The organism is Streptococcus mitis (assembly GCF_000722765.2).
GTDB lineage: Bacteria > Bacillota > Bacilli > Lactobacillales > Streptococcaceae > Streptococcus > Streptococcus mitis_AQ.
The window spans coordinates 746,999-759,804 of sequence record NZ_CP028415.1 but is presented as its reverse complement, the minus strand read 5'-3'; the positions used below and the strand labels follow the sequence as shown (position 1 = coordinate 759,804).

Genomic DNA, 12,806 nt, shown 5'->3' with positions numbered 1-12,806 from the left:
TTTACCCAACTGATCCTTCCATTTCATAGCTAATCAAACGGTTCAGCTCAACTGCATATTCCATTGGAAGCTCTTTTGTAAATGGTTCTACAAATCCCATAACAATCATCTCAGTTGCCTCAGATTCTGACAATCCACGGCTCATGAGGTAATAGAGTTGCTCTTCTGAAATCTTAGATACCTTAGCTTCGTGTTCCAAAGCGACTTGTGAGTTGTGAATTTCATTAAACGGAATGGTATCTGATGCTGACAAGTCATCCATGATAATGGTATCACATTCGATGTGAGAGACAGATTTCTTAGAGTTTTTATTAAAGGTTACTTGTCCACGATAGTCAACCTTTCCTCCACCTTTAGCGATAGATTTAGACACAATAGACGAGCTTGTATGTGGAGCGTTGTGGATCATCTTAGCTCCAGTATCTTGGTGTTGCCCTGCATTAGCAAAGGCAATAGAAAGCATAGTACCACGCGCCCCTTCTCCATCAAGGTAAACAGATGGGTATTTCATAGTAGTCTTTGCACCCAAGTTACCATCAATCCACTCAACAGTGGCATCTTTTTGAGCCTTAGCGCGTTTTGTAACCAAGTTATAGACGTTATCAGACCAGTTTTGGATAGTCGTATAACGCATATAAGCTCCATCCAAGGCAAAGATTTCTACGATGGCAGCATGCAAGCTGTTACTTGAATAAGTTGGTGCTGTACATCCTTCTACATAATGGACACTTGCTCCCTCATCAACGATAATCAAGGTACGTTCAAACTGACCTGTATTCTCGTTGTTGATACGGAAGTAAGTTTGAAGAGGAATATCTACCTTGACCCCTTTTGGTACGTAGATAAAGGTTCCACCAGACCATACTGCTGAGTTGAGGGCAGCCAACTTGTTATCTGTCGGCGGTACCAACTTGGCAAAGTATTGTTTAAACAAGTCTGGGTATTCCTTGAGGGCAGAATCCGTATCTGTAAAGATAATCCCCAATTTCTGGAACTCTTCCTTCATGTTGTGGTAAACCACTTCTGACTCATACTGGGCAGAGGCACCGGCCAGATAGGCACGCTCAGCTTCAGGAATTCCGATACGTTCAAAGGTTTCTTTAATCTTTTCAGGAACGTCATCCCACGAACGAGCTGGTTTATCAGATGGTTTTTGGTAATAAATCAGATCATCAAAATCAATCTCTGACAAGTCTGCTCCCCAAGTTTGCATGGGCATTTTTTTAAAGGTTTCATAAGACTTCAAACGGAATTCTAGCATCCACTCAGGTTCTCCCTTAGCAGCTGATAGTTCACGAATGACATCTTCATTCAATCCTTTTCCTGTCGATAGGACAGGCTCTACATCATCATGGAAACCAAATTTATATTCACCAAGGTCAATTGGTTTTGGTTCTACTCTTTCTTCAGCCATAATATCCTTTCTTTCATTCTTCATTTCTACTGATTCATAAGACAAAAGAAACTTGTCTTACTGATTTTCTTGATTTTCAATTGTTTTCTTCAGGGCGTTCCAAGCTAGGGTTGCACACTTGATTCGTTGAGGGAATTTTGCAACGCCTGATAAGAAAGCTGCATCTCCAAGTTGGTCTTGGCGTTCATCTTTTTGGCCTTGAACCATTTCAGAAAAAATAGTTGCAAGTTCTAAAATTTCTTGTTTGGTTTTTCCTAAAACGGCATCTGTCATCATACTAGCAGAGGCAGTTGAGATGGTACAACCTGAGTTAAGAAAAGCAATATTTTCCAAACGATTCTCTGCATCAAACTTGACAGAGAGATTGATAACATCCCCACAGGTCGGATTGTTGAGACTGATTTGCTCAGCATCTTCTAACTTTCCTTGGTGATGTGGATTTTTCGAATGGTCCGCTACCACTGCCATATAAAGGCTATCTAGTTTAGAAAGTGCCATTGAAAAACTCCTTTGTCTTTTGTAAGGCATCGACTAGCTTGTCGCAATCTGCCTTGGTATTGTAGATATAAAAACTTGCACGAGCTGTAGCTGGAACGTCCAAATACTGGAGCAAGGGTTGAGCGCAATGGTGACCTGCTCGAACAGCCACTCCTTCATAATCCAAAGCAGTCGCAAGATCATGCGGATGAAGGTCACCTAGGTTAAAGGCAATGACACCTGAACGTTGAGCCAAGTTCTGAGAACCGTAAATAGTCAATCCTTCAATCGCCTGCAGTTTTGGATAGACGTATTCAATCAGTTCCTGTTCATGCGCTTCAATCGTATCCATACCAATCCTTTCAAGATAATCTACTGCCGAAGCAAGTCCAATCGCACCTGCCATGTTAGGAGTTCCAGCCTCAAATTTCCAAGGTAATTCCTTCCAACTAGCAGATTGCTCATAGACGAAATCAATCATCTCTCCACCAAACTCAACTGGTGACATTTGTTCCAGATACTTTTCTTTGCCATAAAGAACACCGATACCAGTCGGACCAGCCATCTTGTGACCTGAAAAGGCAAAGAAGTCCACATCCAAGTCCTGGACATCAATCTTCATATGGGGCGTAGATTGTGCTCCATCAACTACCATGATGGCTCCAACTTGGTGAGCCAATTGAGTGATTTCTTTAATCGGATTGACTACACCAAGAACATTTGAGGCGTGAGCAAGGGAGACAAACTTAACTTTATCAGTCAATTTAGCTCGCAAATCATCCATGTCCAAAGCTCCATCCTTGAGATAGACATAGACAAGCTCAGCTCCAGTCTTGCGGCAGGCTTCCTGCCAAGGAATGATGTTGGAATGGTGTTCCATGACAGAAATCAAAACCTGGTCTCCCTCAGTCAAGACTTCCTCAGCATAACGCGCTACCCAGTTAAGACTGGTTGTCGTTCCTCTAGTAAAGAGAACTTCCTTTGTAGAGCCTGCATTGATAAACTTACGAATGGTTTCACGAGCTGCCTCATAAGAAGCTGTCGCCCTTTCTGCCAAGGTATGAACGCCACGATGAACATTGGCATTGTCTTGCTCATAGTATCGGTTAATCGTCTCCAGAACTGCTAGTGGTTTTTGTGTCGTCGCAGCATTATCCAAATAAACCAATGGTTCATCATTAACAATCTGGTCTAAAATTGGAAAATCCTTGCGAATCACTTCTACATCTAACATAGGCTACCCCTTAGCGTTTTGACAATTTTTCTTCGATAGTTGCAATCATTTCATCACGAACTTCCTTGACTGGAATCTCAACGATAACGGAGCCAAGGAAACCACGGACAACCAAACGTTCTGCAGTTGCCTTGTCCAAGCCACGACTCATGAGGTAGTACATGTCTTCTGGATCCACCTGACCGATAGAAGCTGCGTGACCTGCAGTAACGTCATTTTCATCAATCAAAAGAATTGGATTGGCATCTGAACGCGCTTGGTCTGAAAGCATAAGAACACGGCTCTCTTGTTGGGCATCTGCTCCCTTAGCACCCTTGATAATGTGGCCAATACCATTGAAGGTCAAGGTTGCTTTCTCAAGAATAACCCCATGTTGAAGGATATTTCCGATTGAGTTGCAACCATAGTTAGTCACTCGAGTATCAATCCCTTGTACCTGACGGCCACTTGAAAGAGCTACGACTTTAAGGTCGGCATGGCTACCGTTACCAATCAAGTCACTATCAAAGTCAGCAACAACATTTCCTTCGTTCATGACACCAATTGCCCAGTCAATACTTGCATCGTTTCCTAATTTACCACGACGGCTAATGTAAGCAGTGACGTTTTCACCTAGACGGTCAATCGCAGCAAATTTCACTTGAGCTCCAGAACGCGCAATCACTTCTACTGTGATATTAGCAGTTGCTTTGACACTTCCCTCACCGCGTGACTCTAAACGCTCCAGATAACTAATCTTAGAATTTTTACCAGCGATAATCATAATATGCTTGTTAAACGGCACATCACTATCGCTGTCTTGATAGAAAATTCCTTCGATTGGTTCTTTAATCTCAACATTATCAGGAATGTAGAGAACAGCACCACTGTTGAAATAAGCTGTATGGTAGGCTGCCAACTTGTCATCGTCATACTTAACAGATGACATGAAGAATTCCTCAATAAGCTCTGGGATTTCTTCTAAAGCTGAGTGGAAGTCTGTAAAGACAACACCCTGTTCAGCCAACTCAACTGGAGTTTGCTCAAAAACAGTTTGAGTTCCTACTTGCACCAACTTCAAGTGGTTATCTAGTGCAGTGAAATCTGGAACATTTGCTGATGGCTCATTTTCTGTAATCGTTCCATCACCCAGATTCCAACGGTGGAATTTGACACGCTCAATAACTGGTAATTCCAAAGTCTCAATCTTATCAAAAGCTTTTTGACGGAGGTCAGCCAACCAGCTTGGTTCAGCGTGCATTTCTGAAAAAAGTTTAATATTTTCTTTAGTCATTTACTTCTCCTAAAAGATACGAGGGAATTACAATTCTTCCTTGTAGTCGTAGCCAAGTTCTTCAGCTAGTTTTGCGTATCCTTCACGTTCCAAACGCGCAGCCAATTCTGGACCACCTGAAAGGACAACACGACCTTCCATCATCACGTGTACCACATCAGGTGTAATGTAGTTCAAAAGACGTTGGTAGTGAGTGATAATCATAGCACCAAAGCCTTCACCACGCATGGCATTAACACCTTTAGAAACAACTTTAAGAGCGTCAATATCAAGACCAGAGTCAATCTCATCCAAAAGGGCAAAAGTTGGTTCCAACATCAAAAGCTGAAGAATTTCATTTCGTTTTTTCTCACCACCAGAGAAACCTTCGTTGAGGTAACGCTCAGCCATTTCTTCTTTCATGTTGAGCAATTCCATCTTCTCATCTAGCTTAGTGATAAACTCACGAACTGAAATCTTTTCATCATCTTCTTTACCAGCATTCATGGCTGCACGAAGAAACTCAGCATTGGTAATACCAGGAATTTCTGATGGGTATTGCATAGCAAGGAAAAGTCCCATACGCGCACGCTCGTCCACTTCCAACTCAAGGATGTTTACGCCATCAAACAAGACTTCACCTTTGGTAACTTCATAGTTTGGATTTCCCATGATAGCGGCAGAAAGAGTCGATTTACCAGTACCATTTGGTCCCATGATAGCGGCAATTTCTCCTGTTTTCAGGGTCAGGTTAACCCCTTTTAAAATTTCTTTTCCTTCAATCTCAACGTGAAGATCTTTGATCTCTAATACTGACATGATAGTTCCTTTCTTTTTCTGGCCTTTACGGTACTTACTGGAAACATACTTGATTTCCCTAGAAAATACGGTAAAAGGTCAATAAATATACTTTTATAGTATAACAAAAAAAAGCCTAAAAGGCTTTGATTTTGTCTAGAAGCTGAGGACTAGTCTTTTCCTTTTAAATGTTGGTCAATGACATCTACAATCTTGCCCATCAAATAACTAACTCGGAAATTTCTAAAGAGCAAAATGGCCCAAAAGGCTGCCATAATATAACGACCAGTCATCCAGGCTTCATTGAAAAAATAGGTCTCAGCAGCTGTAAACAGCGCGATGATAATAAATTGTTGTCTATTCATAAACTTATTGTATCATGAAATCTTTCTTTAGTCTTCCTCTACCTTCACTTTATCAGCCAAAAATTCAAATCCTTCTGGAATCAGGCTTTCTTCTGCTTCTTTTTCAGTTTGAGAAGATTTGGCTTTAGCTGAAAAGGCTGCACGAACTTCTTTCCATTCCTCCATGGAAATGGCTAAAATCTCAGGTGAAAAACCTGCCGCCTGACTGAGGATATTGCCAAACATGGTGTTGAGATTGTCTCGTTTCATGGTTTGACCAGCATTGAAGTTAGACTCAAAAGCAAGAATGGCATGGTGTTCATTGGCCGCAACTGGTTGAGATCCGACTAGAAGAGCCTTGTCCGGCCCACCTAGACTTTCAATTACTTCTCCCCAGGCATTCTGCAAACGAATCAGATTTTGACGTGCTAAATCAGGATTTTCAACGGCCTCTTGTAGGATCGATTGAACTTTATTGCGATCCACACGATAGATTGTCTTGCCCGTTGCTGGGCGACTAGGAGCTGGATTTGTTGGTTTGGGTACAGTTCCCACATTTGCGAGTTCTTGTTTGAGACGGGCAACTTCCTGTCTCAGCGAATCAATTTCATGTTCAACTGCCCCAGAAAGAGCTGGTTCGGGCTTAATCTCCGCCAAACGGATAGTCATCATCTCAGCATAAATCTTTGGCTGCAAACTAGACTTAATATCTGCTAAACTGACTGTCGCCAAGCGAATCATTTCAAACAAATTTTCTTGAGGAAGAGCTAAATTCTCAACAAAAACTGGACTATGATGAGTATTTTCTCCCCCTGTTTGAACAATTAACAAGTCTCTTAAATAGTGCAAAAGGTCGGTCACAAAACGAGTCATGCTCTTACCATTGTCAAAGAGAAGATTTAAGCACTCTAGGGACTTTGGAACATCCTGTTGAGACAAGGCAGACACATAATCATCCAAGGCTGATAGACTAATGGTGCCAGTAATTTCTTCAGAGATAGCAGTCGTCAGCTCATTTCCCTGTGTCAAACTTAGGGCTTGATCCAAAATAGACAAGGCGTCCCGCATCCCACCTTCAGCCCGTCTGGCAATGATTTCCACAGCCTCTGGTTCAGAACTGATATTTTCTTTTTCTAAAATATAGTGGATATGTTCCTTAATATCCTGTGTCTTAATTGATTTAAATTCAAAACGTTGCACACGGGATAGAATAGTGGCAGGAATCTTGTGCAATTCAGTAGTTGCCAAAATAAAGACCACATTCTGTGTTGGCTCTTCCAGCGTCTTTAGGAGGGCATTAAAAGCTCCTGTAGACAGCATGTGAACCTCATCTATGATGTAAACCTTATAACGGGCAAGACTAGGAGCGTAGGTAGATTTATCACGAATTTCGCGAATTTCATCCACCCCATTATTAGAGGCCGCATCCATTTCAATGACATCTTCTAAACTACCATCTGTCACTGCTTGACAAATATAGCAGTTATTACAAGGTTCACCACCCACTTGATTTGGACAGTTCATAGCTTTGGCAAAAATCTTGGCTACACTGGTTTTTCCTGTTCCCCGTGGACCAGAAAAAAGATAGGCATGACTTATTTTATCTTGCTCTACTGCTTGTTTAAGAGTCTTAGCCACAACTTCCTGTCCAACCAACTGGGAGAAATTTTGACTTCTATATTTTCGATAAAGTGCTTGATACATTAGGCTTTCTCCCCAAACATTGTAAAGTCCCATTCTGTCTTTTCAAGCAAAATAGCGACAAATTGTTCCAAATAATCTCGATCCATAGCATCATAATCATCAATCTCTGAAGAATCCAGATCTAGAACTCCAAGTAATTGACCATTCTTTATCATTGGCATAACAATTTCACTTTTAGCACGACTATCGCAAGAAATATAATTTGGATAGGTTGTTACATCTCCAACAATAACAGTTTCCTGAAAGTGAGCTGCCTCCCCACAAACACCTTTTCCAAGTGCAATACGGATGCAGGAAACACCACCTTGGAAGGGACCTAAAACCAATTCCTTTCCATCGAACAGATAAAAGCCTGCAAATACGGTATTAGGAAAGCGCGATCTTAGAAGAGCACTGGCGTTGGAAAGATTAGCCAAAACATTGGTTTCACCATCCAATAAAAAAGAGAGCTCTTCATTTAACATTTGATAACGTGATTGTTTTTCTGATTCTAACATAGAACTATTATATCAAAAAAGGCTTACAGACAAAAGAAAAATCCCTTGTTTAGTAAACAAAGGATTTTGTGAATTTTCAATTTGATTAAAGTTCGATATCACCAAACAAGTCAGCCATTGAGAATCCTGTTTGTGTTTCTGGAAGTTCGAAATCACGTTTTTCTTGACGTTTTGGACGACGTGGACGAGCAGCACGTTTTTCTTCTTTTTGTCCTTCTTCTTGAGCTGGACGCTCTTCAAGAGCTTTGATAGAAAGTGATACACGCTCTGCATCTGCGTTAACTTCAAGAACTTTAACTTTAACTTCTTGACCAACTTTAAGAGCTTCTTTAGGATTTTCAATACGTTTGTGTGAAATTTGTGATACGTGAACAAGTCCATCGATACCTGGCAATACTTCAACAAATGCACCGAAGTCAGTCAAACGTTTAACTGTTCCTTCAACTACATCACCTTTAGCCAATTTTTGCTCAACGCCATCCCATGGTCCAGGCGTTGTTGCTTTAAGTGAAAGTGATACGCGTCCTTCTTCTTCGTTAAGATCAAGAATTTTCACTTCAATTTCTTCACCAACAGTTACAACTGATTTTGGTGATACGTTACGTTCATGTGACAATTCAGTCAAGTGAACCAATCCGTCAACACCACCAAGGTCGATGAAAGCACCGAAACTTGTGATACGTGCAACTTTACCAGTTACTACATCACCAACAGCCAATTTACCGAATACTTCAGCGCGAGCTGCTGCTGTAGCTGCTTCAACAACTTCACGACGTGAAAGGATGAAGCGGTTTTCTTTAGCGTCAACTTCTTTGATTTTAGCATCAAATTCTTGACCTACAAAACGCTCAGTGTTACGTACGAAACGAGTATCCAACATTGAAGCTGGGATAAATCCACGAACACCTTCAAATTCTACTGAAAGTCCACCTTTAACGGCACGAGTTCCTTTAACAGTAACAACTTCTTCTTCGCGACCAACAAGTTTGTCCCATGCTTTGCGAGCTTCAAGGCGTTTTTTAGATACAAGGTATGTAACTGTATCAGTATCTTTACCAACTACTTGACGAAGTACAAGAACATCCAATACTTCTCCTACTTTAACAAAGTCATTGATATCTGCATCGCGATCGTTTGTCAATTCGCGAAGAGTCAAGACACCTTCAACACCAGTTCCAGAGATTGCAACGTTAGCTTGAGTCGCATCAACTGTCAATACTTCAGCACTAACAACATCACCAGTCTCAACTTGGCTAACGCTATTTAGCAAATCTTCAAATTCGTTCATCTAAAAAATCCTCCAACAATCAAGTTTTTCTTAAACTTGACATACTTATAATTTTTTTCCTAAGCACCCGCAAGGACATGTTTATATCGTTCACGTCTTTCAATTATAAAAATAAAATACCCTAAGATATTTTGCTTTTTATCTTGAACATTACCTAAGAACTGGGGTAGCTGGATTCGAACCAACGCATGAGGGAGTCAAAGTCCCTTGCCTTACCGCTTGGCTATACCCCATTGATGAAATGGAGAGAGAGGGATTCGAACCCCCGAACCCGAAGGAGCGGATTTACAGTCCGCCGCGTTTAGCCTCTTCGCTATCTCTCCTACAATCAACATGGACTATTATATCATGAAAATTTCAAAAAAACAAGACTTATTTTGCTAAATTATAATTTTCAATCAAAATTTCCACAGCTTTTTCCAATTTTTTATAAAAACTATCGACATTCCCATTCTTTATGATGGCAAATTGTCCGTCTAATTCGGCAATTTCTCCGATAACTTTTTTACCGATAGTCAATGTATAACCTTCAAAACTGTCTTTACCAACATTAACTTTGGCATCTGCTACTTGAATTTCGATTTTTTTATCTTTCTTACTCATTTCATACCTCTCTTCACTTTTTCTATTTTACAAGAAAATCCTAAAACTAGCAAGAAAAAACTCTATATCAGGCTTGTCTGACATAGAGTTTTCTGCTTTATTTAATGTGTTTTTCTAGTTCTTTTTGGTACTTACCGTTTGATTCCAATTTTTCTTTTTGCCATTTTTTCAGTGCTTCTTCATATTCTTTTGTTGTAACGATATCTTTTTGCAACTTCATTCCCTTAAAGATATATGGGTCACCCTTAATACCAACTTGTGAGTATGGTTTTGAGAATGGCACTACATTACTTACAACTGGAGAACCACCAGATGAGGCTGTTGGCATCAATAATGAACTATCTGTCAACCAAGCTTGAGCCTTGGCATATTTTTCATAGCGCTCTTCAAGATTCGTAGTTTCTGAATCGGCATCATCCAATAATTTCTTATACTGGTCCAAACCAACCTTAGCTACGACATCCTTGTCTTTTCCTTTAGTGATACCTAGGTGTTTCATAGCAGAACCTGATTTAGGATCCATGATAGTTAAATAAGATGCTGGGTCTTGATAGCTTGGAGCCCATCCTGTACTATTCAAATCATAGTCTTTTTGAGAAGGAACACGCGCTTGAGAAGTGATTGTTTCCTTTTCATTATCTGTCATTTGAAGAACGTCGATGACAACATTTTCAGCACCAAGAGTTGATTCGATTGACTGTTTGAAAGAGTTACTTTGTTGAACGGCGATGGTATCTGTTTGTTCAACTGGAACATCCAAGTGAATTGGGAAAGTTACCCCTTTAGATTCCAAATCTTTCTTAGCTTTGTCAAAGGCTGCTTTAGCCTTGTCAGGGTTGTAGATAGAGTCCTTACCGTCAACTAGCTCAACACCTTTCCATTGGTCACCGTAGTTCACCAACTCTGCTTGAGCGATTTGACCAAAGTTCTTACCACCTGCTTGCACGAAGTTATCTGGAACTAAACTGTTACGAATAATCTTGTCCGCCCCATCTTCACCATTTAACTGAGCAGCATAAGAATGGCGGTTGAAGGCAAAGTTGATAGCCTGACGGAAGTCCTTATTAAGCATAGCTTCTTTAGTAGAAGTCTTTTGCTCTTCACTTGTTTTCGCAGTTTTATTATATGACTGGCGATTTACGTTAAAGGTGAAGTAATAGCTACTTGAGTCCTGTGGACTATAAGTGATTTTATCTCCGTATTGTTCCAAAGTAGAAGCAAAGTTTGAGCTACTTGGGAAGAGACGAGCTGTCGTATAGGCACCAGAAGAGAAGCTACGAATCAACGATTCCTGATCAGAACCATCGTAGTAAGTCAATTTAATCTTCTCGATTTTTACCTTTTCTTTATCCCAGTAATTTGGGTTTTTCTCGTATTCAATCAACGATTTAGATGTCAAGGTCTTCAAGATATAAGGACCATTGTAGAGAATTCCTGCTGGAGTAACTGCTCCATAATCTTTACCTGATGCTTTCAAAAACTCTTCATTTACAGGCAACATCGTTGCTGTTGTGACTTTAGAGTTCCAGAAGCTTTCTGGTTTGTTTAGGGTATATTCAACTGTGTAATCGTCCAAGGCCTTGACACCAACTGTAGAGAAATCATTGGTCTCACCAGTCATGTAGGCATCCAATCCCTTGATTGAATTTTGGATGAGAGAAACACCGTCTGACTTACCGTCAGCTACGTGTTTCAATCCTGTTACAAAGTCATGGGCTGTTACTTCTGCATATTCTTCACCTTCAGAAGTGTACCATTTAACTCCTTTACGTAGTTTGTAGGTATAAGTCAAACCATCTTTTGACACAGACCAATCTTCAGCCAAGGAAGGAATAACATTTCCGTATTGGTCGTTTTCCATCAAGCCATCAACCACGTTCCCGATGACATCTGTTGTAGATGTACGAGTCGCTATACTATAATCCAAAGATGCCGGATCTACTGCATAGACATATGAAAATGTTGTCGGTGCATCTGCTTCTTTATCAGCTTTTCCACAAGCCACTAATAGAGCTGTTGTGCTCAGGACCACTCCTGCTGTTAAGAGCCACTTTTTCGATTTCATCAAAAATCTCCTTTTGTTTATTTTAATCTACTTTTACAATCCAACCTTCTGGCGCTTCAATATCACCAAACTGAATACCTGTCAATTCATCATAGAGTTTACGAGTCACAGGACCAACTTCTGTTTCACTATAGAATACATGGAAATCATCACCGTGCTGAATTCCACCAATTGGTGAAATAACTGCTGCTGTACCACAGGCACCTGCCTCTACAAAACGGTCAAGGTTATCAATTGGGACATCTCCCTCAATAGGAGTCAAGCCCAAGCGGTGTTCTGCCAAATAAAGCAAAGAATACTTAGTAATAGATGGCAAGATAGATGGGCTCAATGGTGTTACAAATTCATTATCAGCTGTAATTCCAAAGAAGTTAGCTGAACCGACTTCTTCAATCTTTGTATGAGTTGATGGGTCTAGATAGATAACATCTGAGAAGTGACGTGATTTCGCCAATTTCCCTGGCAAGAGACTGGCAGCATAGTTCCCACCAACCTTAGCCGCACCTGTACCATTTGGAGCAGCACGATCGTATTCATCCTGAATCAAGAAGTTGGTTGGAACCAAACCACCTTTAAAGTAATTTCCAACTGGCATGGCAAAGATGGTGAAAATATACTCTTCTGCTGGTTTAACCCCAATAATATCTCCGACACCAATCAAAAGAGGGCGAAGATATAAGGTTCCACCTGTTCCGTATGGTGGTACGTATTCTTCATTCGCACGAACAACTGCCTTACACGCTTCTACAAACATTTCTGTTGGAACTTGTGGCATCAAGAGACGATCACAAGTACGTTGCAGACGTTTAGCATTTTCGTCAGGACGGAACAGTTGAACACTGCCATCCTTAGTACGGTAAGCTTTCAAACCTTCAAAGGCTTGTTGACCATAGTGAAGACTTGGAGAAGACTCTGAAATATGCAAGGTTGCATCTTCTGTAAGTTCTCCTTGATTCCATTGTCCATTTTTAAAATGAGCAATATAGCGATAAGGTAATTTTATATAGGAGAAACCAAGGTTTTCCCAATCAATCGTTACTGTCATATTCCACTCCTTATTCTAAAAACCTATTTCTTTTATTCTACACTATTTTTCTAAAATAGCAAGCATATTTTGTAATTTTCAGAAA

12 protein-coding genes and 2 tRNA genes are annotated in these 12,806 nt (G+C 40.5%); all 14 read right to left on the bottom strand.

What is annotated here, in order from left to right; genetic code table 11:
* Position 1: 1 nt before the first annotated feature.
* The 14 genes from sufB to SK637_RS04090 all read right to left on the bottom strand — a co-directional run bounded on the left by sufB (position 2) and on the right by SK637_RS04090 (position 12,721).
* Complete coding sequence (sufB, locus tag SK637_RS04155) at positions 2 to 1,414, bottom strand: Fe-S cluster assembly protein SufB (RefSeq protein WP_000797050.1); 1,413 nt, start codon at positions 1,412 to 1,414, stop codon at positions 2 to 4.
* A gap of 57 nt (positions 1,415 to 1,471) precedes the next feature.
* Positions 1,472 to 1,912 (bottom strand): Fe-S cluster assembly sulfur transfer protein SufU, encoded by a 441-nt coding sequence (sufU, locus tag SK637_RS04150; RefSeq protein ID WP_033688676.1) that lies wholly within the window; start codon positions 1,910 to 1,912, stop codon positions 1,472 to 1,474.
* Entirely contained in the window at positions 1,899 to 3,125 is a 1,227-nt protein-coding gene (locus SK637_RS04145) for a cysteine desulfurase (protein ID WP_033688674.1), read from the bottom strand. Before SK637_RS04145 ends, sufU begins: the two co-directional genes overlap by 14 nt.
* A 10-nt stretch (positions 3,126 to 3,135) precedes the next feature.
* Complete coding sequence (sufD, locus tag SK637_RS04140; protein WP_033688673.1) at positions 3,136 to 4,398, bottom strand: Fe-S cluster assembly protein SufD; 1,263 nt, start codon at positions 4,396 to 4,398, stop codon at positions 3,136 to 3,138.
* A 27-nt stretch (positions 4,399 to 4,425) separates the two neighbouring features.
* Positions 4,426 to 5,196, bottom strand: coding sequence for a Fe-S cluster assembly ATPase SufC (gene sufC / locus SK637_RS04135; RefSeq protein WP_000114489.1), 771 nt, complete (start codon positions 5,194 to 5,196; stop codon positions 4,426 to 4,428).
* A gap of 149 nt (positions 5,197 to 5,345) precedes the next feature.
* Positions 5,346 to 5,540 carry a DUF3272 domain-containing protein gene (locus tag SK637_RS04130; RefSeq protein WP_001081602.1) on the bottom strand — a complete coding sequence of 65 codons (195 nt, stop codon included), beginning with the start codon at positions 5,538 to 5,540 and terminating at the stop codon, positions 5,346 to 5,348.
* 27 nt (positions 5,541 to 5,567) lie between these two features.
* Positions 5,568 to 7,223: a DNA polymerase III subunit gamma/tau gene (gene dnaX, locus SK637_RS04125; protein WP_033688671.1), complete on the bottom strand. Its 1,656-nt coding sequence runs from the start codon at positions 7,221 to 7,223 to the stop codon at positions 5,568 to 5,570.
* Positions 7,223 to 7,720: a GAF domain-containing protein gene (locus SK637_RS04120; RefSeq protein ID WP_033688670.1), complete on the bottom strand. Its 498-nt coding sequence runs from the start codon at positions 7,718 to 7,720 to the stop codon at positions 7,223 to 7,225. The genes dnaX and SK637_RS04120 overlap by 1 nt, the downstream gene beginning before the upstream one ends.
* 85 nt (positions 7,721 to 7,805) lie before the next feature.
* Complete coding sequence (gene rpsA / locus SK637_RS04115; RefSeq protein ID WP_001001630.1) at positions 7,806 to 9,008, bottom strand: 30S ribosomal protein S1; 1,203 nt, start codon at positions 9,006 to 9,008, stop codon at positions 7,806 to 7,808.
* Positions 9,009 to 9,169: 161 nt separating this feature from the next.
* A tRNA-Gln gene (locus tag SK637_RS04110) sits at positions 9,170 to 9,241 on the bottom strand.
* Between the two features lie 9 nt (positions 9,242 to 9,250).
* A tRNA-Tyr gene (locus tag SK637_RS04105) sits at positions 9,251 to 9,331 on the bottom strand.
* Between the two features lie 49 nt (positions 9,332 to 9,380).
* Positions 9,381 to 9,611 (bottom strand): DUF2969 domain-containing protein, encoded by a 231-nt coding sequence (locus SK637_RS04100; RefSeq protein ID WP_000037113.1) that lies wholly within the window; start codon positions 9,609 to 9,611, stop codon positions 9,381 to 9,383.
* Positions 9,612 to 9,708: 97 nt separating this feature from the next.
* Entirely contained in the window at positions 9,709 to 11,676 is a 1,968-nt protein-coding gene (locus tag SK637_RS04095; RefSeq protein WP_033688669.1) for a peptide ABC transporter substrate-binding protein, read from the bottom strand.
* A 22-nt stretch (positions 11,677 to 11,698) separates the two neighbouring features.
* On the bottom strand, positions 11,699 to 12,721 hold the full coding sequence (locus SK637_RS04090) for a branched-chain amino acid aminotransferase (protein ID WP_033688667.1): 1,023 nt from the start codon (positions 12,719 to 12,721) through the stop codon (positions 11,699 to 11,701).
* Between the last annotated feature and the right edge of the window lie 85 nt (positions 12,722 to 12,806).

Coding starts and splice junctions, on each gene's coding strand:
- sufB (WP_000797050.1), bottom strand. CDS start 1,414: ATGGCTGAAGAAAGAGTAGAACCAAAACCAATTGACCTTGGTGAATAT.
- sufU (WP_033688676.1), bottom strand. CDS start 1,912: ATGGCACTTTCTAAACTAGATAGCCTTTATATGGCAGTGGTAGCGGAC.
- SK637_RS04145 (WP_033688674.1), bottom strand. CDS start 3,125: ATGTTAGATGTAGAAGTGATTCGCAAGGATTTTCCAATTTTAGACCAG.
- sufD (WP_033688673.1), bottom strand. CDS start 4,398: ATGACTAAAGAAAATATTAAACTTTTTTCAGAAATGCACGCTGAACCA.
- sufC (WP_000114489.1), bottom strand. CDS start 5,196: ATGTCAGTATTAGAGATCAAAGATCTTCACGTTGAGATTGAAGGAAAA.
- SK637_RS04130 (WP_001081602.1), bottom strand. CDS start 5,540: ATGAATAGACAACAATTTATTATCATCGCGCTGTTTACAGCTGCTGAG.
- dnaX (WP_033688671.1), bottom strand. CDS start 7,223: ATGTATCAAGCACTTTATCGAAAATATAGAAGTCAAAATTTCTCCCAG.
- SK637_RS04120 (WP_033688670.1), bottom strand. CDS start 7,720: ATGTTAGAATCAGAAAAACAATCACGTTATCAAATGTTAAATGAAGAG.
- rpsA (WP_001001630.1), bottom strand. CDS start 9,008: ATGAACGAATTTGAAGATTTGCTAAATAGCGTTAGCCAAGTTGAGACT.
- SK637_RS04100 (WP_000037113.1), bottom strand. CDS start 9,611: ATGAGTAAGAAAGATAAAAAAATCGAAATTCAAGTAGCAGATGCCAAA.
- SK637_RS04095 (WP_033688669.1), bottom strand. CDS start 11,676: ATGAAATCGAAAAAGTGGCTCTTAACAGCAGGAGTGGTCCTGAGCACA.
- SK637_RS04090 (WP_033688667.1), bottom strand. CDS start 12,721: ATGACAGTAACGATTGATTGGGAAAACCTTGGTTTCTCCTATATAAAA.